Origin of the sequence: Marinifilum flexuosum, assembly GCF_003610555.1 — a bacterium.
Classification (GTDB): Bacteria; Bacteroidota; Bacteroidia; order Bacteroidales; family Marinifilaceae; genus Marinifilum; species Marinifilum flexuosum.
Map to the genome: position 1 here is coordinate 973,727 of NZ_RAPQ01000008.1, position 19,926 is coordinate 993,652.

The 19,926-nt window shown below is 36.1% G+C and carries 16 protein-coding genes; 8 read left to right on the top strand and 8 right to left on the bottom strand.

Translation table 11 applies throughout. The annotated features are described in order from the left end of the window. Window positions 1-56 precede the first annotated feature (56 nt). The gene (gene alaS, locus BXY64_RS04270) at window positions 57-2,690 is read right to left on the bottom strand and encodes an alanine--tRNA ligase (RefSeq protein WP_120238695.1); all 2,634 of its coding nucleotides are present in this window, start codon (window positions 2,688-2,690) and stop codon (window positions 57-59) included. A 131-nt stretch (window positions 2,691-2,821) separates the two neighbouring features. On the opposite strand from alaS, the gene BXY64_RS04275 reads away from it, so the two are divergent. The 5 genes from BXY64_RS04275 to BXY64_RS04295 all read left to right on the top strand — a co-directional run bounded on the left by BXY64_RS04275 (window position 2,822) and on the right by BXY64_RS04295 (window position 6,631). Continuing rightward, window positions 2,822-3,790, top strand: a complete 969-nt coding sequence (locus BXY64_RS04275; RefSeq protein WP_120238696.1) for a M23 family metallopeptidase — start codon at window positions 2,822-2,824, stop codon at window positions 3,788-3,790. 149 nt (window positions 3,791-3,939) lie between these two features. Next, complete coding sequence (locus tag BXY64_RS04280; protein WP_120238697.1) at window positions 3,940-4,275, top strand: MerR family transcriptional regulator; 336 nt, start codon at window positions 3,940-3,942, stop codon at window positions 4,273-4,275. A 19-nt stretch (window positions 4,276-4,294) separates the two neighbouring features. After that, entirely contained in the window at window positions 4,295-5,389 is a 1,095-nt protein-coding gene (locus BXY64_RS04285) for a Nif3-like dinuclear metal center hexameric protein (RefSeq protein WP_120238698.1), read from the top strand. Window positions 5,390-5,393: 4 nt separating this feature from the next. Next, the gene (locus BXY64_RS04290; RefSeq protein WP_120238699.1) at window positions 5,394-6,230 is read left to right on the top strand and encodes a zinc ribbon domain-containing protein; all 837 of its coding nucleotides are present in this window, start codon (window positions 5,394-5,396) and stop codon (window positions 6,228-6,230) included. Window positions 6,231-6,301: 71 nt separating this feature from the next. Then, a complete protein-coding gene (locus BXY64_RS04295) occupies window positions 6,302-6,631 on the top strand; it encodes a thioredoxin family protein (RefSeq protein ID WP_170150570.1) in 330 nt (109 codons plus the stop codon). 46 nt (window positions 6,632-6,677) lie between these two features. Here BXY64_RS04295 and BXY64_RS04300 read toward each other — a convergent pair whose 3' ends face one another. The 4 genes from BXY64_RS04300 to porU all read right to left on the bottom strand — a co-directional run bounded on the left by BXY64_RS04300 (window position 6,678) and on the right by porU (window position 12,660). Continuing rightward, entirely contained in the window at window positions 6,678-7,046 is a 369-nt protein-coding gene (locus BXY64_RS04300) for a CoA-binding protein (protein WP_120239750.1), read from the bottom strand. A 123-nt stretch (window positions 7,047-7,169) separates the two neighbouring features. Continuing rightward, window positions 7,170-7,646: a 2-C-methyl-D-erythritol 2,4-cyclodiphosphate synthase gene (gene ispF / locus BXY64_RS04305; RefSeq protein WP_120238701.1), complete on the bottom strand. Its 477-nt coding sequence runs from the start codon at window positions 7,644-7,646 to the stop codon at window positions 7,170-7,172. Then, window positions 7,646-8,821: a type IX secretion system outer membrane channel protein PorV gene (porV, locus tag BXY64_RS04310; RefSeq protein ID WP_120238702.1), complete on the bottom strand. Its 1,176-nt coding sequence runs from the start codon at window positions 8,819-8,821 to the stop codon at window positions 7,646-7,648. The genes ispF and porV overlap by 1 nt, the downstream gene beginning before the upstream one ends. A 59-nt stretch (window positions 8,822-8,880) precedes the next feature. Continuing rightward, on the bottom strand, window positions 8,881-12,660 hold the full coding sequence (porU, locus tag BXY64_RS04315; protein ID WP_120238703.1) for a type IX secretion system sortase PorU: 3,780 nt from the start codon (window positions 12,658-12,660) through the stop codon (window positions 8,881-8,883). 338 nt (window positions 12,661-12,998) lie between these two features. Between porU and BXY64_RS04320 the strand changes: the two genes are divergently transcribed. From BXY64_RS04320 to sugE, 3 genes are all read left to right on the top strand, one after another. After that, window positions 12,999-14,513, top strand: coding sequence for an SUMF1/EgtB/PvdO family nonheme iron enzyme (locus tag BXY64_RS04320; RefSeq protein ID WP_120238704.1), 1,515 nt, complete (start codon window positions 12,999-13,001; stop codon window positions 14,511-14,513). Window positions 14,514-14,616: 103 nt separating this feature from the next. Continuing rightward, a complete protein-coding gene (locus BXY64_RS04325) occupies window positions 14,617-15,906 on the top strand; it encodes a UDP-N-acetylmuramoyl-tripeptide--D-alanyl-D-alanine ligase (RefSeq protein ID WP_120238705.1) in 1,290 nt (429 codons plus the stop codon). A 2-nt stretch (window positions 15,907-15,908) separates the two neighbouring features. After that, the gene (gene sugE, locus BXY64_RS04330) at window positions 15,909-16,235 is read left to right on the top strand and encodes a quaternary ammonium compound efflux SMR transporter SugE (protein ID WP_282014384.1); all 327 of its coding nucleotides are present in this window, start codon (window positions 15,909-15,911) and stop codon (window positions 16,233-16,235) included. Window positions 16,236-17,079: 844 nt separating this feature from the next. Here sugE and BXY64_RS04335 read toward each other — a convergent pair. The 3 genes from BXY64_RS04335 to BXY64_RS04345 all read right to left on the bottom strand — a co-directional run bounded on the left by BXY64_RS04335 (window position 17,080) and on the right by BXY64_RS04345 (window position 19,888). After that, complete coding sequence (locus BXY64_RS04335; protein ID WP_120238706.1) at window positions 17,080-18,114, bottom strand: glycosyltransferase family 2 protein; 1,035 nt, start codon at window positions 18,112-18,114, stop codon at window positions 17,080-17,082. Window positions 18,115-18,186: 72 nt separating this feature from the next. After that, on the bottom strand, window positions 18,187-19,062 hold the full coding sequence (locus tag BXY64_RS04340; RefSeq protein ID WP_120238707.1) for a lysophospholipid acyltransferase family protein: 876 nt from the start codon (window positions 19,060-19,062) through the stop codon (window positions 18,187-18,189). A gap of 25 nt (window positions 19,063-19,087) precedes the next feature. Beyond that, window positions 19,088-19,888, bottom strand: a complete 801-nt coding sequence (locus BXY64_RS04345) for an inositol monophosphatase family protein (protein ID WP_120238708.1) — start codon at window positions 19,886-19,888, stop codon at window positions 19,088-19,090. Window positions 19,889-19,926 lie beyond the last annotated feature (38 nt).

Here is a 19,926-nt window from a genome sequence, read left to right on the forward strand (position 1 = left end):
AAAAGAACCGGCGTTTTTTATGCTTGTAGCTGAAAGCAGATTACTAACAGCTAAATTTATCCTTCAATTTTGTGAAGTACCATTTTCTTGGCAGTTTCAATGGCTTGTTGTAATCCTTTAGGATCTTTACCACCAGCCGATGCAAAGAATGGTTGTCCACCACCACCACCTTTAATTTCCTTGGCAGCTTCGCGAACAATATTTCCTGCATGTAAGTCATATTCTTTCACAAGGTTATCAGAGAACATGATGGTTAGGTTTGCTTTACCACCCAAATCGGCACCTGTAATGAATACCAAATTATCAACTTCACCTTTTAATTGGAAAGCGATGTCTTTTAAATCAGCAGCACTTCCAACAGTTAGTGGTTCAGTAATGAAATTTACATCTTTGGTTACAGAAATATTTCCTTTAAGATCATTCTTCATTACCTTTAAGCGATCCTTCATAAAGCCATCCAAATCCTTTTTTAAACCTGAATTCTCAGACATCAGGTCTTCAATGTTTTTAAGTAGGTTTTGGCTTGATTTAAATACTTTTTCAATATTTCGCAGCGTATTCAATTTGTCATTAATGTATTGTTCTGCTTTGTCAGCAGTAATTGCTTCAATTCTTCTAACACCAGCAGAGATAGCTCCTTCTGAAATAATCTTGAATAAGCCAATCTGACCTGTTGCTTCAACGTGAGTACCACCACATAGCTCAACAGAATCGTTGAATTTTACTACTCGAACCAAATCGCCATATTTTTCACCAAATAAAGCCATAGCTCCCATATTTACAGCTTCAGCCATTGGGATGTGGTTCTTGATTTCAATAGCAATGTTTTCTCTGATTTTCTTGTTTACAATTGCTTCAACTTTAGCAATTTCTTCATCAGTTACTTTTTGGAAGTGTGAGAAGTCGAAACGCAAGTGATCAGGATTTACCAAAGAACCTTTCTGCTCAACGTGATCGCCTAAAATTTCACGTAATGCATGATGCATTAAGTGAGTTGCAGTGTGGTTGTTTGCAGTAAGATTTCTTTTGCTACCACTTACCACTGCTTTAAAAGTTGCAGTTGGATCGGTAGGCAATTCTTTTGCAAAATGAACAATCAAACCATGTTCTTTCTTGGTATCGATAATGGAAACTTTCTGGCCATTTGCTTCAATGTAACCAGTATCTCCAACCTGCCCACCACTTTCGCCATAGAATGGAGTGATGTTGAATACCATTTGGTAAGAATCTTTTCCTTTACTTGTAATTTTTCTGTAACGAGTAATTCTTACATCTGTGCTTAGGTAATCGTAACCAACAAATTCCTCAACATCATCTTTTAAAAGTTCCACCCAATCTCCAGTATCAATCGAAGTTGCAGAGCGAGATCTGTTTTTCTGAGCTTCCATTTCAGTGTTGAACTCTTTGCGATTCACAACCAAATCTTGTTCTTTCAAAATCAACTCGGTCAAATCTAATGGGAATCCGTAAGTATCATATAATTCAAAAGCCAACTTACCAGGAACAACTTTAAAGTCGTCAGCTTTTGTTTTTTCAATAATTTGATCTAACAATCTAATACCATTCTCAAGTGTTCTCAAGAATGAATTTTCTTCTTCTTTAACTACTTTTTCAATTAAAGTCTGCTGTTTTACCAACTCAGGGAAGTGTTGTCCCATCACTTCAATTAATACTGGAATCAAACCATACATGAATGGATCTTTGAATCCAAGGAAGGTATATCCATAACGAACTGCTCTGCGAAGAATTCGGCGAATTACATATCCAGCCTTATTGTTCGATGGCAATTGTCCGTCTGTAATCGCAAAAGCAATGGTTCTGATATGGTCAGCAATAACACGAAGTGCAATATCAATTTCTTCATCTTTACCATACTCCTTGCCACCCATTTTAGCAATGGTCTGAATAATTGGTTGGAAAACATCAGTATCGTAATTCGAAGTTTTTTCTTGCATTGCCATACACAAACGTTCAAATCCCATTCCTGTATCAACATGCTGGTGTGGAAGAGCTTCTAAAGAACCGTCAGCCTTACGGTTGAATTGCATAAATACAAGGTTCCAAATTTCGATTACTTGCGGGTGATCCATATTTACAAGATCTCTACCTGAAGTAATTTTTCTCTCTTCATCACTTCTTAAGTCGATGTGAATTTCGGAACAAGGACCACATGGACCTTGATCTCCCATTTCCCAGAAGTTATCTTTTTTATTACCGTTAATAATATGATCTTCAGGAAGGTATTTCATCCAATATCCTGCAGCTTCATCATCACGGTCTAACTTATCGTCAGCACTACCTTCAAATACAGAGGCATATAAACGATCTGTTGGCAGTTTATAAACTTCAGTTAAAAGTTCCCATGCCCAATCAATAGCTTCTTTTTTAAAGTAGTCACCAAACGACCAGTTACCCAACATCTCGAACATGGTGTGGTGATATGTGTCGTGCCCTACTTCTTCAAGGTCGTTGTGTTTTCCTGAAACACGAAGACATTTCTGAGAGTTGGAAATTCTGTTATATTTTACTGGTGAGTTACCAAGAAAGATATCCTTAAACTGATTCATACCTGCATTGGTAAACATCAATGTAGGATCATCTTTAATTACCATCGGTGCCGATGAAACGATTTTATGTTGCTTTGAATTAAAAAAATCCAAAAATGCTTGTCTGATTTCGCTTGAATTCATGAGTCTATTATGTTTTAAATAGATGAGATTTCGTTACTTAGCTTGCAAAGTTAGATTAATTCCTTAATTTTGTTGACTTAAATGAGCAAAAATTTAGACTTTTTCTGCAAAAATTAACCTAAAAGTATTAGATGGCGAAAACAAAGTATCAGTTTAACCCTGAGTCTGTTAGCTACGAAAAGGTGGAAATTAATTTTAAGACACGCTTAGTCAATGTTCTTAAGCATATGGCTTCCAGTTCAGTACTAGCTATTTTTATGGTTGTAGTATTGTTCTATTTCTTCGGTTCACCCAAGGAAAGATCATTGGAAAGAGAAAACCAAAGATTAATAAATCAATACAGTTTATTAAATACAAAACTTCAACAGGTTCAAACCGTTCTGAGTGATTTAGAGCAAAGAGATGATAATATCTACCGTGTTATTTTTGAAGCAGAACCGATTCATTCAAACATCCGTAAAGCGGGTTTTGGAGGAGTAAATCGTTACAAGCATTTAGAGAGTATGGACAATGCTGAGCTTGTAATTTCCACTACTAAAAAGTTAGATCAGGTTGCAAAATCATTGTATGTACAAACCAAATCTTACGATGATGTTGAAGAAATGGTAAGGAACAAGTTTAAAATGCTTTCTGCAATTCCTGCAATTATGCCACTTGCAATAAAGGATTTTGGACGTATTTCTGCAGGTTATGGCTGGAGAATTCATCCAATTTATAAAACTCGTAAGTTTCATGATGGAATGGACTTTACAGGAAAGATTGGAACTCCAATTTATGCAACTGGTGATGGAGTTGTAAAAACAGTTAGGAAAGAGAGAGGATATGGTAAGAAAATCGTGATTGATCATGGTTATGGCTATACAACCATTTATGCTCACTTGGATAGTTACAGGGTAAGAAGAGGACAAAAGGTAAAGCGTGGAGAAATTATAGGAGAACTTGGAAATACAGGTATTTCAACAGGACCTCACCTGCATTATGAAGTAAGAAAGGGACGAAAAACATTAAATCCGATTAACTACTATTTTAATGACATTACAGCAGAGGAATACGACCAAATGGTTGCATATGCTGAAAACACTGGTCAAACAATGGATTAATTCTACCGATAAAAATAATAAGAACATAAAAAGTGGCACGGAAAAATTTATTCCGTGCCATTTTATTTATTACTTTAGTTAATAATTTATTCCCATGTGCTTAGCTTTGCCCTTATTAAAAGAAGGGGTAAGATTTAAAATTAATCGACGTGCCTTACAAAGAGAAGAAAATAGAAAAGCTTTATTATTCAATTGGTGAAGTTGCTGATATGTTTAAGGTAAATACCTCCTTAATCAGATATTGGGAAAAGGAATTTGATGTTATTAAGCCAAAGAAAAATAAGAAAGGGAATCGTTTTTTCACTCAGGGCGATATTGAAAATTTTCATTTGATTTTCCACTTGGTAAAAGAACGAGGAATGACTCTGAAAGGAGCTAAGCAAAAACTCAAAGAGAACAAAGAGGATACAGAGAATAATTTTATTGTTGTTTCGCGCTTGCAAGAGATCAAAGATTTGTTGTTGGAAATCAAAGATGCATTATAATCATTAAAACTTATTAGAATTGAAAGTACGGGATATTATTTCGTCTATAGAAGAGGTTGCGCCATTATCTTATCAGGAATCGTATGATAATGCCGGACTTATTGTTGGAGAATACCATCAAGAGGTTAGTGGCATTTTAATCTGTCTTGATGTAATTGAAAGTGTTATTGAAGAGGCAATTCAAAAAGGAGCAAATCTAATTATTGCTCACCACCCGATTGTATTTAAAGGTCTAAAAAGATTTAATGGATCGAACTATGTTGAGCGAACTGTAATGATGGCAATTAAGAATAACATTGCCATTTATGCAGCACATACCAATATCGATTCTGTTCGTGGTGGAGTTAGCGAGAGAATTTGTGATTTAATAGGTTTGCAAAACAAGAAGGTCTTATCTCCAATTGGAGGTGACCTTAAGAAATTAGTAACTTTTGTTCCTAATGATCATGCACAAAAGGTGAGAGAAGCTCTTTTTAGTGCTGGAGGAGGAAGCATTGGTAATTACGATTCGTGCAGTTTTAATGTGGAAGGAGAGGGAACTTTTCGAGGTGGAGAAGAAACAAATCCGTTTGTAGGAGAAAAAGGGAAGCTACATTTTGAGAAAGAAGTGAGGGTTGAAACCATTTTTCCTAAGCATTTAAAAGGAAAAGTAGTAGGAGCAATGCTAAATGCTCACCCTTATGAAGAGGTTGCCTATGATGTTTACTCTTTAGACAATAACAATCCACAAGTGGGATTAGGTATGATAGGAGAGTTGGAAAGTGAAGAAGACACGATCGATTTTTTGAAAAGAATTAAAGAAATATTCGGTTGTGGATGTATTAAGTATACTAATATAAACAAGGGAAATATAAAAAAAGTAGCTGTTTGTGGTGGAAGTGGAAGTTTTTTATTGAGAAATGCCATATCAGCTAAAGCCGATATATTTATTACCGGAGACTTTAAATATCACGAGTTTTTTGATGCTGAGAACAAATTAATAATTGCCGATATTGGACATTATGAAAGTGAACAATTTACTCGGGATATTTTTTATGAGATAGTTACAAAAAAATTACCTAACTTTGCGGTTCATATTTCTGAGATAAATTCGAATCCAATAAATTATTTGTAAACATATGACAACACAAGATCCAAAAGCTTCAGATTTTAAGGATATTTCAGTTGAAGAAAAATTACGTACATTGTACGAAATGCAATCTGTTGATTCTGAGGTAGACCAAATTAGAACGCTAAGAGGGGAGCTTCCTTTGGAAGTGCAGGACTTGGAAGATGAGATTGCCGGACTTGATACCAGAATCGAAAATCTAAATAACGAGGTAAAAGAACTTGTCGATACGATTGCTAAGAAAAAGCAAGAGATTAAAGAAGCTGGTTTGTTAATTAAAAAGTACGAAGCTCAGCAGATGAATGTTCGCAATAACCGTGAGTTTGATTCTATTTCTAAGGAAATCGAATTTCAAAACCTGGAAATTGAACTGTGCGAAAAGCGTATCAAGGAGTTTACTGCGGAAATGGGGAACAAAAAAGCTTTAATCGAAAATTCAGAAGCTATTTTTGCTGAGAAGAAAGCTGATTTGGAATCTAAAAAAGGCGAGTTGGATGAGATCGTTTCTGAAACTCAAAAAGAGGAAGAAAAGTTGATGGATAAGTCTGAATCTTTCAAAACTAAAATTGAGGAGAGACTTTTAACAGCATATTCAAGAATTCGCTCGAACGCAAGAAACGGATTAGCAGTTGTAACTGTTGAGCGTGATGCATGTGGAGGTTGTTTTAACAAGATTCCACCACAGCGCCAAATGGACATCCGTTCTCGTAAAAAGATTATCGTTTGTGAATATTGCGGACGTATTTTGGTTGACCGTTACATTTGCGATTACGATCACAGTCTTGAGGAAGCTGATAAAGCTGCAGCTGCTGCTAAGCCTAAAAGAAGAACTCGTAAAAAAGAATAGTACGATTTTGAAAAATATAGAAACGGTTATCTTTACGGAGGTAACCGTTTTTTATTATGCCATATTACAATATGAATATATCAGATTATAAAGAATTGCAGAGCTTGAAGGATAAGCGAGAATCGTTTTATATTTATTTTTCAGCTCCCAATTGTGGTGTTTGCGAGGTATTAAAGCCTAAATTAGAGGAATTGTTTCAGAATAATTTTGACAAATTAAAAGCATATCATGTAAATACTGCAATGCAGCCAGATATTGCTGCCCAGGAAGGTTTGTATACAAACCCTTCCCTACTTGTTTTTATGGATGGACAGGAAGTTTTAAAAAGAAGCAGAGCGATTGGATTGGATGAGGTCTATGACTCTTTAAATCGATATTATAAGATGTTTTTCCAGGAATAAAAAATGCCAGTAACTCAATTACTGGCATTTCTTTTAATCTCTTGTTCTAATATACTCCCGTATTCAACATCACTAGTGGACATGCTTCTTCGGTTTCTATACCGTGAGCATTTGCTTTTTTGTAAAATTCGGGATTCTCAGTACCTGGAGGAAATAGAATTCTTTCTGGTTTTAATCCAATAATATAATCGTGAAAAGACTCTAGATTTTTAGGTGAAAGATAAATTGCTATTGTTTGAACTTTAGCCTCACACGGCTTTCCCGTTTGGATTTGTACACCAGAAATGATTCCTTCCTTGTTTCCCACTGCAACAGTTTCAATATTGTGTTTACGAAGAAGTTTTACGCATTTGTTTGAGTATCGATCTTCATTTGTACTCGCGCCGATTACGAGTGTTTTTCCTGTATTTTGCATCATGAAATATTTAGATATCTATATGTGATAAATATAGTGAAATAGCTGATACATTTTGCGAATAGGAAAATAAAAAAGCCTTTTACAATACAGTAAAAGGCTTTAGAAATAATATTTAGAGTACTATTTTTCTATTAAAACAGTTGCATAGGCTGATATGCCTTCCTGTTTTCCCACAAAACCAAGTTTTTCGGTTGTTGTAGCTTTGATCGCTAAATCATCTAAATCAATTCCCATAACTTTTGAAAGTGTTTCCTGCATTTTAGGAATTAAAGCTTTGATTTTGGGTTTTTGTAATGCAATTGTTGAGTCGATATTTCCTATTGAATAACCTTTCTCAGCAATGATTTCAACAGTTTTTTTGAGTAATATTTTACTATCAATTCCTTTAAAATCATTCGAAGTATCTGGAAAATGATAACCAATATCTCTCATGTTAGCAGCTCCTAAAAGAGCGTCGCATATTGCATGAATCAAAACATCACCATCAGAATGAGCTACACATCCTTTGTTGTGCTCAATTTTAATTCCTCCCAACCAAAACTCTTCTCCTTCAGCTAATTGATGCACATCGTAGCCAAATCCAACTCTAATCTTCATTATTTTATAATTTTATCAAGATTAGCCGTTAAGGAAAATCTTAAAGTATTTTTAAGGGGGTTGTTTTGAGTTGTTGGAATTAGGTAAGAAAAATCAAGATCAAACATGTTTAATTTTACTCCTAAACCAGCAGTAAAATACTTGCGATTTCCTTTATCTTCATGTTCGTAGTAGTATCCACCTCTTAGTGCAAATTGTTCTTGGTACCAATATTCAAGTCCAAGTGACCATGCAATTTCCTTAAACTCTTCACTCATTCCGCCAGGTGCGTCAGAAAAAGAGCTAAAAATACCACTTACAACTGACTTGTCTGAGGTTTCGCTTCCAACAATAACACCACCATTGTCATCTTCATTTAATGATCCACTATTTGGTGTTGGAACCAAAAGTTTGTTCATGTCAGCAGCAATGGTAAGTGAATTGTATCTGTCCAATTCCATTTTTAATGCAGTACCCAACTTCAAATTGGTAGGAATAAATTCCTTTTCATCATCGTTGGTATAGCTGATTTTTGAGCCAATGTTTGAGACGTTTAGCCCCCAAGACCACACCATGTCTCTTCTATTTCTTCTGAACTCATGCTGATAATAAATAGAAACATCAGCTGCAAAAGCATTTCCTGCTTGAGTTTCTACACCAGCTACATACTGTGATTGGGTTAAATCAGATCTTATGTATCTGAAAGCAATACCTCCTGAAAACTCATCGCTTAATCTTCTTGAGTATGCAATATCAAATGCCCACTCGTTTGGGTTTTGTGCAACAGGAATGTCTTCAGCTCTTTCTAAAAAAGCAATTTCACCTAAAGAGAAGTAGCGAAGCGATGCTCCAATAACTTGATTCTTATCTAATCGGTAATATCCGGTAAGGTATGATATGCTCATATCATCAACCAAATCTCGTAACCAAGGAGTATACGATGCTGAAACACCATAATTTCCATCAATCATGGCAAATTTTGCAGGATTCCAATGCATTGAATTAACATCAGGAGATGTTGCAACACCTGCATCACCCATTGCACCTGCTCTTGAGTTTGGCGTAATTGTTAAAAAAGAAACAGCAGTAGAAATGTAGTTTGCACCAGAAGTTGAAGTCTGGGCAGAAGTTTTGTTAATGCCTGTAAAAAGCAGTAGGCACAGTAAACTTGTGATTAGAGTTAGTTTTTTAGTCATAATATTAATGTGTAGTAAAATACAAATATACTTCAAATAACTAATAAAGCGGATTTTTATTATTTGAGGATCACTAATTTTTGAAATTTATTTACAGTTTTTCCATTATCAGCACGAACTTTTACGCGATAGAAGTAAACTCCACGACCAATGGAATTTCCAAAATCATCTTTTCCATCCCATTGAATGGGGCCAACTCTGTTGCCAGATGAACCAATTGTAGTTTCGATGGTTTTAATTAATTTTCCTGATACTGTTAGGATTTGAATGAGAACATCCAATTCGCTCGAAGCTTGATTGTGTTCAAAATAAAAGCCTGTATTTGTAGTAAATGGATTAGGATAGTTTAGTACATGTTTAATTACCAAATCAGCTGTTTCTGCAACAACAAAATCTAAACTCGCAACTGATGAATTATTCACATTATCCCATACTTTTAGTTGTATTTCATGTTCTCCTGTTTCCAGTTCACTCAATTGATAACTTACTTTTCCTTTTTTATAATTGTCAAGATCTGCTTCGTAGAAATCATTTAGATCGATAGGATTTTCAGATTTTTGATCCAATATTGCTATTAAATCATGACCAATTGAGTTGCCAACGGTGTTGATACCACTTGCATCTTGAACGATAGCCAATAAAAGAGGATTTTCGTTGGTCATCCCGCCTGGTGTAAATTGTTCATCGTTCATGTACAATTCTATTTCCGGACCAATTTTATCATCGCTGGCACTAGGATTGGTTCCCCCAACAATAATTGAATTGGTAAAACCTGCAGCATCCATACCATTACTCGATGCATAATAGGAGATCTTACCTTTTCCATATTGATAGTTTATATCTTTGGGAACAAAGAATGAAAAATCGAATTTGCCATTTTTGATACTTGCTTTTCCTTTGTATAAAATACTGGTTTGGCTAGTATATTCAAATGGAATCCCATCATTCCCTTTGGTTGATTTATTGACGGCTTTGTCATAGATGGTTGGGTAAACAATACCATTAAAATTACTTAGGTCAGCTCCTGATCCTGAAGTAATTTTACCTGAGATTTTAATCTCGCTAAGAGCTTTTAATGTATCTACAGGTTGTGATATTAACACATCATTAAGGTGTGTACTTATAGCATTGTGTTCCGGATAGTTTAAACGCAAAGCAGGATCGCCCAAAAGGGTGAAGTTTCGCTTGTTGATTCCCGAAGAAGTTACATTTTTAGTCAACCTCATGATATCACCCAAACGATAAAATTTCCCATCAGAATCTCTCTCAAATGCATAATTGTAGAAATTTTGATTCAAGGTAAAATTCGGAGATGAAAACACAAGTCGGGTAGTTGTGAAAAGTCCTATACCACCGCCTTTATCTCGAAGAAGTATGATTTCACCTGCTGATAATTTTTTGTAGTTGTCGAATCGGCTAAACTCACAAGTCGCAGTCATGAACAATGGAAGCTTAACTGGATTTTGCCAAGAGTAAATATCATCAGTCATTAAAATATGCTCATGCGCCAGACCATTTTCATTACCATGGCCCGTGTAATTCATGATTAATGTTCCTTTGTTAATACTTTCGTTGATTTCTGTATTTACATTAGGGTATCGCTGACCAGCCGAACTTGTTATTTGTTCAAAATCATCTAAAAATATTCTTTGAGCTCTGTATTGAGGATAATTGTTTTCAATTTGGACAGCCAGCCTGTTGGCATCTCGCATGTGAGTATTGTTATCTTCATCATCGCCGATAAAACAAACCATCGTTTGCCAATCACCTTTTTCGGCAGAATTGTAATTTAGAATTTTATTGACCACGATTTGAGCCTCTTCTGAAGTGTTAACAGGGAACCTTCCTATTCCAATATCGACTAGTCCTGTAGCTTCTCCTTCATCATCATCCAAAAGTCCAAAATAATCATCGGTTACGAAGGATTGAGTTGGACTTAGAGAGTTTTCCGATTGGTAGGTCAATATTTTATTTGTGTTACTTTCTCTATCAGACTTATTATCGAATGAACCATCTCCGAATAATAATAAATACTTGATCATATCCGATTCACCAGATGAACGGTCGTAGAACATTTTAATAAAATTTCGGATGGCTGATACATCAGATGTGCCTGAAGAAAACTCATTGAAAATTACATTTTGATCTACTACGGTAACATGTAAATTATCAATGTTTCTGTGGTAATTAGCAATCTGTTCGGCATGAGATAAAAATGTTTTTGCGCTAACAATCAGCATGTCGGTTTGTGGCAAGGCATGCAAATTTTGATTTTGTATGTTGCCAATCACTTTTGGTTCAGGAAAATTACCTTGAGGATTGAAAACAACAAACTCTTTTAAACTGTTGGTTGTTGCGTTAAAACTACCTGTGGTTCCATTTAAACTAAGTGGAATTTGTTTTGCTGCATTTTGATTGCTAACATCCCAGACAATTGTTGATGTTGAACAGTTTTGAATTTGAAAACGAGAAATGTTACCCGTTGCTACTGATTCAATATCTCTAAATGCAGTTTGTGAACCGTTTAGTGATAGATTGCAGCGAGCATTTACCCTTAAGTAATCTAACCAACCAATAGATGAAGCAGAACTTTTTTCATATTCCAATTTAATATCAACCTGATTGTTTGTAGGTGTAAAACTGGTAAATGTTTTTTCTTCCAATCTGGCATAAGTAGCCGTATAGCTTCCAGTGTTTACTGCTGAAAAATTAATTGTTCCTATGTTGTTAGAACCAGAACTAAGTTTTAAACTGGTTTCTGAGGATGATCTTGCTGCAAAACGAGCTGTAACTATTGCGCTGGAAGTGTTTAATATGTTGGTAAAATTAAAGCTATAGTCGAATTCTGTTGTTACGTCGAATTCCTGTCCCAACCATAACCTGCCACTTTCTAATAAATTGGTTTCATCAATGTCGATTAATCGATAGTCATTAAAAGAATTAACTGTGTTTGTGAAATTTGATTCTGAGTTTTGCTGTTGTATGATTTGAGCACTTCCCTGATCTGAGCTCAGAAAGTAATATGCATTATTGGAGTACAAATGATTTTCATGAACAAATTCAGATTTATCTTCGTCGTATCTCCAATTTCTGGGTCCTTTGGCATAGAATAACAGGAAATCACCATCATTAAAAGTTCCATCGCTGCCAGTGTTGAAATATACAGGAACTACAGGAAGATCATCTTTTACCAATTCCGAGTTCATTTTTGGAAGCATTCCTCCTCCATAACCATAAATACGAACACTTGCCGGATTTGAAATTCCCATATCAATTAATTGTTGATAGGTAATTTTGTGAATGGCAGTTGTGTCAACTGAAATTTTCACCCAGTTTCCACCACTTAAAACAGAATTGCTAGCATAGTTTTTTACTGATTTTACACTTCTTTGTTGACTGATCTTTTTGAACCGAAGTTTAAAACTGATTAGTTTTTCGACTGTACCATTTGTTGGATTTTTTCTGATCGGAACAAATTGCACTTTTTGATATTGAATCTTTCTGATTGAAACTGGTTCTGTTTCAGGTGTTATTTCTGAAGAAAAAGATTTATTTCGTAAAATTTGCTGTTCGATGGAACTTAACTGAGCAAAATGCGTATCCACTAACTCAACAGAGAAAATATCTCCGTTTGAACCTGTTCTTTGTAAGTGATAAAATTCAGGTAACCAGTTGTTCGTCAGATCAAGTGATGCGCTATTAAAGGTTATGGTTCTAATGTTTTCTCCATCTGGAGATGAAATGTAAGTATCAGACCAATCTAGTTTGAAAGTATCGGAAGTTTGGGAAAAACTTACTTTTCCGATCAATAAAATTAGAACAATTATGAGATAGCGCATTTTTTGGTTTTAAGTTTCGTTATTGAAAACAGAATTAACGCAAAATAAATAAAACTTTACACATTGACGAGCAAACTGCTTATGATATCTGAAACTTGATATTTTTACTTGTAGCGAAAAATATTTTATTAAAAATGATTAAGCCTACGGAATGAAGATAAAATCATGAATTAAATTTAGCTACAGAGAATCAGGTAGATGAGTACAGATTAGATTTTTTAGTAAAAAATGTTAAATATTTAATCGAAAAACTAAAATCAGATACAATAAAATTATAGCACTTTTAGTTATATTTGTTGAGTTAAGTATTTTTGAAGATAAACTACATTCAATCTATTATGAAACTAAATTATAGCATAGTTATTGCTGTTTTTGCTGCTGGATTAATGATCTTCCCATCATGTTCGAAGGTTAAGAATCTGGTAGGTAAAGGAGAAAAATCAAAAACTACCGGATGGGCATACAATGATCCTGACAATGGAGGTTTTGAATATCATAGCGGTTACGAACAGGCTACTGGTCCTGGACTAAAATTTGTAGAAGGTGGTACATTTACTATGGGTAGAACCCAGCAGGATGTAATGTACGATTGGAATAATGTTCCAAGAAGAGTTACGGTTCCTTCTTTTTATATTGATGAAACAGAAGTTCGTAATGTTGATTATCTGGAATACTTACATTGGACCAAAAGAGTTTACGTTTCTTACCCTGAAGTTTATAAGAAAGCATTGCCTGACACTTTGGTGTGGCGCGATGAGTTGGCTTACAACGAACCATACGTAAACAATTACCTACGTCATCCTGCTTATGCTGAATATCCAGTTGTAGGTGTATCTTGGGAACAAGCTATTGATTATTGTGAGTGGCGTACTGATCGTGTTAATGAAAGAATTCTTATCGATAAGGGAATCTTAAATGACGATCCTGCACAGCGAGATGAAAATAACTTTAATACAGAAGCATATTTAGCTGGACAGTACGAAGGTTCAGTAAACAAGAACTTACCAGATTTAGACCCGGATAACGAAGAAAGACAAGTTCGTTGGACTGATGGTATTCTACTTCCAAAATACCGTTTGCCATCTGAAGCGGAATGGGAATATGCTGCAACTGCATTGATTGGAAACTCGGAAGAGGAAAGAATTACTGATAAAAGAATTTTCCCTTGGAATGGTCACTGGGTGAGAAACGAGAATAAAAAGGTTCGTGGTCAGATGATGGCTAACTTTGCTCGTGGACGTGGTGACTACATGGGTACTGCTGGCGCTTTGAATGATGCTGGTGATGTAACAGTTCCAGTAAACTCATTCTGGCCAAACGATTTTGGTTTGTACTGTATGGCTGGTAATGTTAGCGAATGGGTTGCTGATGTTTATCGTCCAATGTCGCCAGAAGATATTGCTGAATTTAATCCATATCGTGGTAACGTATTTAAAACAAAAGTACGCGACGAGGAAGGAAATATTGCCGAAAAAGATAGCTTGGGACGTATTCGTTACAGATTACAAAAGGATGAGGAATTGGTAGGACGTGAAAACTATAAGACTGCCGATAACCGTAACTATCGTGATGGTGACGTATCTTCAAGTATTGTTTCTGATTACGAGTGGAACAATCCAGAACATCAAACACAAGGTTCGAGCCGTATGTATGTGCAAGGTAGAGGACAGGATGGTAGCGATTTCAGTTCTATGGTTACTGATAACTCTAGAGTGTACAAAGGTGGTTCTTGGAAAGACAGAGCTTTCTGGATGGCACCAAGTGCTCGCAGATTCTTGGATCAGAAAGAAGCAAGAGATGATATTGGTTTCCGTTGTGCGATGACGCGCGTAGGAAGACCAACTCAGAAATAGAGAAGTAGTTTTCGAAATAAAACAAAACCCCATTCTATAAAAGGATGGGGTTTTTTATTTGATTTTATTAATTTCGTCATTCAAATAATACGAGACAATTCCAATGGAAAATTCTAAACTATACAGCATATTTAAACAGTATCCTATTGTTGTTACTGATACAAGAAAAATTGTTCCCAATTCGATATTCTTTGCATTGAAAGGGGCAAATTTTAACGGAAACAAGTTTGCCGAATCAGCAATTGAACAAGGATGTAAATATGCTGTGGTTGATGAAGAAGAATTTGCAGTGAATGACTCTTGTATTTTGGTGGATGATGTTTTAACTGCATTGCAGGATTTGGCCAGAGAGCATCGCAGGAGTTTAGGGATTCCGATTTTGGCCATTACTGGTACCAATGGAAAAACTACAACCAAGGAGTTGGTAAATGCAGTATTGAGTATGAAATACAAAACATTTGCGACTCAAGGCAACTTTAACAATCATATTGGAGTGCCTTTAACATTGTTATCAATGACCGAAGAAACCGAATTTGGTGTGGTTGAGATGGGAGCAAATCATCCTGAGGAGATAAAGTTCTTGTGTGAGATTGCAGAACCAAATTTTGGAATCATTACCAATGTTGGGAAAGCGCATTTGGAAGGTTTTGGTTCATTCGAAGGGGTTAAAAAAACCAAGAAGGAACTGTACGATTACTTGCAGGGTAGAGGCAAGGTGTTTGTAAACTGCGAGAGCGATCATTTAATGGGAATGTTGAATGATCAGGAAATACATAGCTATGGCAATAGCGAGGAGGCCGATAGTAAAGCCAAATTTTTGCAAGCTGCACCTTATTTGGTATTGGAATTAAGATCTCCGAAAATTGGCAAGCTTTACATCAAAACCAAATTGATTGGTGGCTACAATTTCGAGAATGCTCTGGCAGCCGTTACGGTTGGACGATATTTCGATGTCAAGGAATCGGATATTAAAGTGGCTTTGGAGAATTACGAACCAAGCAACAATCGTTCGCAACTAAAGAAGACCGAAAATAATGTTTTGTTTTTGGATGCCTACAATGCCAACCCAACCAGTATGGGAGTTGCGGTAAACAATTTTGCCGATTTGCCAATAAAAAACAAGTTGGTGATTTTGGGAGACATGCTGGAACTGGGAGAAGATTCGGAAAAAGAACATCAGCAATTAATTGAATTGTTACAGGAAAGATCTTTGGAGAATGTGTACCTGGTGGGAGATATCTTCTCGAAGGTGAATTCCGAAAATCAGTATAAAACTTTTCTTAAAGCAGAAGAGGTTGCTGCCATTTTGGAGAAAGAAGAAGTTAAGAATCATTACATCCTGATAAAGGGATCGAGAGGAATTCAGTTAGAGAAGTTGATAGAAAAATTGTAGAAATGGGAATAGCTTGGATTTATTTAATTGTAGCGGGATTATTTGAGGCCGTTTGGGCCATTGGACTAAAATATGCACAAGGATTCACGAAACTGTGGCCAAGTGTAATTACCATTGTTGCTATGGGCATTAGTCTGTACTTTTTAGCTTTGGCCATTAAAAATTTACCAGTTGGTACGGCATATGCTGTTTGGACTGGGATAGGTGCTTTGTCTACCGCGGTACTAGGAATCGTTTTGTTTGGAGAGCCTGTTCATTTCTCTCGTATATTCTTCATGCTCCTGTTGTTGGTTGCCATTATTGGATTAAAGTTTACAGCTACTACCTAGATGTTTTTTTGTCGATAGTTTGAGATCCATTTGATGAATTAGGAATCATTACTCAAGCAGAATCGATTGTTATTGATTGGTAAAATATTGCGGTGCTCTGCACCTTAATGATAATTGCAATGTCAACCTATCTATAAATATTAAGCAGCAGCGCTGCTTAAAGATAAAATAAAGTAGGAAGCTCATATTGAATTGGTGAGGAACACCAGAATATTTATAGCTCAAGGTTCAATATAAATGAACAGGGGTACAGCGTACCGTAATTTTTCCAATTATTTATCTTCAGGAATTCGTATTTAGTGGCTTATGATCTGTGAAAAGAACAGGCATCCTATTTATTTGCATTGAAATATGAATGAAAAATAGTTACTGATTTATTTTTCATTTATTGAATACAACTTCTTCTGTTGTTCTGTTATTCAGTTATCTTTTGTGCCTACTTGGTTGAGATTCTTGTTCTTCTAAAGATAGTTTGTTTGTAATGTGTTGCAATACATGCTTGTAGTGTTGCTTTTATGATTTTATATATTATTATGTAGCCCCAACGGAAAGCTTCAACCGAGCACCGGAAGATTGTAACCGAGCGGCGGAAAACCTCAACCGAGCAGTGGAATACTTCAACCGAGCGGTGGAAGATTGCAACCTATTGGCGAAAAGTTGCAACACGATGAAGTAAGATTACAACCGAGTGAAGGAATACTACAAATAGGCAGCGGAATGCTGTAACACATCAGTTCTAAAGCTTAACCAGTGGATTAGGCATGGCAAAATGTTGTCTGATTACCACAACCAGGCATTTAAGCATTATTAATAATTAGGAATTTAAAGCAAACAGGCAGAATGGCTATGCTTTTAGTTGTTGTTCAATCTCAGAATATCTTTTCTTCGATCTGAGAAAGTAATCGAAAATGATGCTATTGCGGTAAATTTCTTTGTGATGATTCTTGCTTACAAGAGGTAATAATTCTTTGCGCTTCCTATGGAATTGTCCAATCATGCCATAGAAAGACATGTGAGCTTTAAATACGGCTGCAAAGTTGGCAAATTCACCACCAAGCAAAAATTTAAAGGCTGCAACACCATCTAACACCATTCGGTAAAAGAATGTAGATATGAATTTATTGGATGGCAGGTTCTTGTACAACATCAACAGGTTGTTGCGGAAATTTAGGAACAACTTGCGCGAACTGTGATTAGGAAGGGTTGCCCCGCCAACATGGTAAACCGTTGAGTTGGTATCGCAAATGATTCTGTGCCCCTGGTTTTTAATACGCCAGCAAAGATCGATTTCTTCCATGTGAGCAAAGAAATCTCCATCTAAACCACCTGTATTCTTGTAGATATCAGCTCTGATAAACAAGGCAGCACCACTGGCCCACAGCACATCAATGTTGTTATCGTACTGGGCAGTGTCTTCCTCAATGGTATCAAGAATTCTACCTCGGCAAAACGGGTATCCCAAATAATCGATAAAACCTCCTGCAGCACCAGCATACTCAAAACCCGACTTGTTGTGGTAAGCTTTAATTTTTGGCTGAGCAGCAGCAATATCGGTATTGTTTTCGAACTGCTGGTAAATGGAATCTAACCAGTTTTCACTCACTTCCACATCCGAGTTCAGCAGAACAAAGTATTCATGATCGAGTTGAGCCAAGGCTCTGTTGTATCCTTCGGCAAAACCATAGTTTTTATCCAATTGAATTAATCTGATATCAGGATATTCTTGCTCAAGAAATGCAATGGAATTGTCGGTTGAGGCGTTATCAGCCACAATTATTTCGGCCCATTCTCTTTTAGAGTGGCTTACCACTGAAGGAAGGAACTGTTTCAAAAGTTCTTTGCCATTCCAATTTAGTATTACAATTCCGATTCTATTCATTTCTTCTTTAAAAATACCTGTAAATCAGTAACTCTATTGTTTTGTTGACTGATAACTATTTACTGCTCACTATTAACTGTCTTTCTTGTGCTTCCATCGCTTGTGCGACCATAGCCAATAAGCAGGATTCTTCTGAATGATTTCTTCTAAAACACGAGTATGTTTCTCTGTAATTTCATTGTCTTTAGCCTCTTTAGGATTATCGAACAATGGGATGAAATCAACCTCGTAATATCCTCGTTTTACCTTTTGCATACTACAAAATACAACAGCCTGATCCAATTTCTTGGCAATACGTTCGGTTCCTTGCAAAATAGGTGTATCCTGATTTAAGAATTTGGTCCAGTAATGAATGCTGTTTCTGTTTGGAGTTTGATCGCCAAGAAAAACAGTTACGGTAAATTCTTTTTCACTTCTGTACCTTAGCATGGTTCGCAAAGTATCATCTTTTGGAAGCGTTTTGGCACCAAATCGTTCTCTTAATTGGATGTATAATTTATCGAAAACCTTATTGTGAAGAGGTTTGTAAATCGGAAGCAAATTAACATCTTTCCAAGCTGGAAAGGAAGTCATCCATTCCCAATTGCCATAGTGACCAAGAATAGCCATTACGCTTTTACCAGATTCTTTATACTGATTGAAAAAATCAGGTTGTAGGAACTTACATCTTTTTTTGATTTCCTTCTCGCTTATGGTCCATAGTTTAATGGTTTCGATAAAGCTATCGCAGAAATGCGAGAAGAATTCTTTTCCTATTTTTCTAATCTCTTTATCAGATTTCTCGGGAAAGGCATTCTTTAAATTCGCATGAACAACTTGCTTGCGATACCCCACAACATGGTACACAATAAAGAAAATAATATCAGAAAAGATATAGAGTACTGGCAATGGCAAATAACTTAATAGCTTTATAAAACCATATGCGATATAGGAAAAAAACTTAGTCATGTTATCAGATCAATAAAAAAGAGAATTATTTGAGCATGTACTTTTGCACCACCGATTTAAATTCTTCCTGAACCAAACCGTTTGATGCAATGATTTCTTTTCCGAAGATGTAATCATGGCCTCCTTTAAAGTCGCAAACCGCTCCACCAGCTTGTTTCACAAGGAAAGAACCAGCTGCAACATCCCAGGCCTGAAGGCTGTATTCGTAAAAAGCTTCGAATCTACCGCAGGCAACATAGGCCAAATCGGTAGCCGCAGAACCAGGACGACGAACACCATGAGAATTCAGGATGAAATACTCCAATGTTGCCATAAAGTTCTTTAGTAAATCGTAATCGTAGTAAGGAAAACCAGTAGCAATTAAGGATGCATCAACCGTATTAGCCTTAGAAACATGAATTGAATTGCCATTTAGGAAAGCTCCATTGGCACCTTTCCACGAGTAAAAGCATTCGTCAAGGCTGATTTCGTAAACCACGCCCAAAACAATCTCATCGTTTTCCTGCAAGGCAATGCTTACAGCAAAAGGAGAGAAGCCATGAATGTAGTTGGTTGTTCCGTCAAGCGGATCGATGATCCAATTGTAACGATCGGCACGATAGGTTTCCGTTCCTTCCTCAGCAATAAAACCTGCTTCAGGAAGAATCTTCTTCAACTCGGCAACAATTAACTCTTCCGATGTTTTGTCAACGTAGGTAACAAAATCGTGCATGCCTTTGGTTTCAACAATATCTGCTTTAATTTTATTCTGCTGTTCTTTAATGAAAGCACCAGCTTTTTTAGCAATTTCATTGGTTTTCAGACATAAATCTTCCAATTGGTTCATGACAAATGCGATTGGTAGTGATTTAAAATTGATAATTT

What these genes read in the sequence shown, in the direction of transcription:
- alaS (WP_120238695.1), bottom strand. Translation starts at nt 2,690, where the DNA reads ATGAATTCAAGCGAAATCAGACAAGCATTTTTGGATTTTTTTAATTCA.
- BXY64_RS04275 (WP_120238696.1), top strand. Translation starts at nt 2,822, where the DNA reads ATGGCGAAAACAAAGTATCAGTTTAACCCTGAGTCTGTTAGCTACGAA.
- BXY64_RS04290 (WP_120238699.1), top strand. Translation starts at nt 5,394, where the DNA reads ATGACAACACAAGATCCAAAAGCTTCAGATTTTAAGGATATTTCAGTT.
- BXY64_RS04295 (WP_170150570.1), top strand. Translation starts at nt 6,302, where the DNA reads ATGAATATATCAGATTATAAAGAATTGCAGAGCTTGAAGGATAAGCGA.
- BXY64_RS04300 (WP_120239750.1), bottom strand. Translation starts at nt 7,046, where the DNA reads ATGCAAAATACAGGAAAAACACTCGTAATCGGCGCGAGTACAAATGAA.
- ispF (WP_120238701.1), bottom strand. Translation starts at nt 7,646, where the DNA reads ATGAAGATTAGAGTTGGATTTGGCTACGATGTGCATCAATTAGCTGAA.
- porV (WP_120238702.1), bottom strand. Translation starts at nt 8,821, where the DNA reads ATGACTAAAAAACTAACTCTAATCACAAGTTTACTGTGCCTACTGCTT.
- porU (WP_120238703.1), bottom strand. Translation starts at nt 12,660, where the DNA reads ATGCGCTATCTCATAATTGTTCTAATTTTATTGATCGGAAAAGTAAGT.
- BXY64_RS04320 (WP_120238704.1), top strand. Translation starts at nt 12,999, where the DNA reads ATGAAACTAAATTATAGCATAGTTATTGCTGTTTTTGCTGCTGGATTA.
- BXY64_RS04325 (WP_120238705.1), top strand. Translation starts at nt 14,617, where the DNA reads ATGGAAAATTCTAAACTATACAGCATATTTAAACAGTATCCTATTGTT.
- sugE (WP_282014384.1), top strand. Translation starts at nt 15,909, where the DNA reads ATGGGAATAGCTTGGATTTATTTAATTGTAGCGGGATTATTTGAGGCC.
- BXY64_RS04335 (WP_120238706.1), bottom strand. Translation starts at nt 18,114, where the DNA reads ATGAATAGAATCGGAATTGTAATACTAAATTGGAATGGCAAAGAACTT.
- BXY64_RS04340 (WP_120238707.1), bottom strand. Translation starts at nt 19,062, where the DNA reads ATGACTAAGTTTTTTTCCTATATCGCATATGGTTTTATAAAGCTATTA.
- BXY64_RS04345 (WP_120238708.1), bottom strand. Translation starts at nt 19,888, where the DNA reads ATGAACCAATTGGAAGATTTATGTCTGAAAACCAATGAAATTGCTAAA.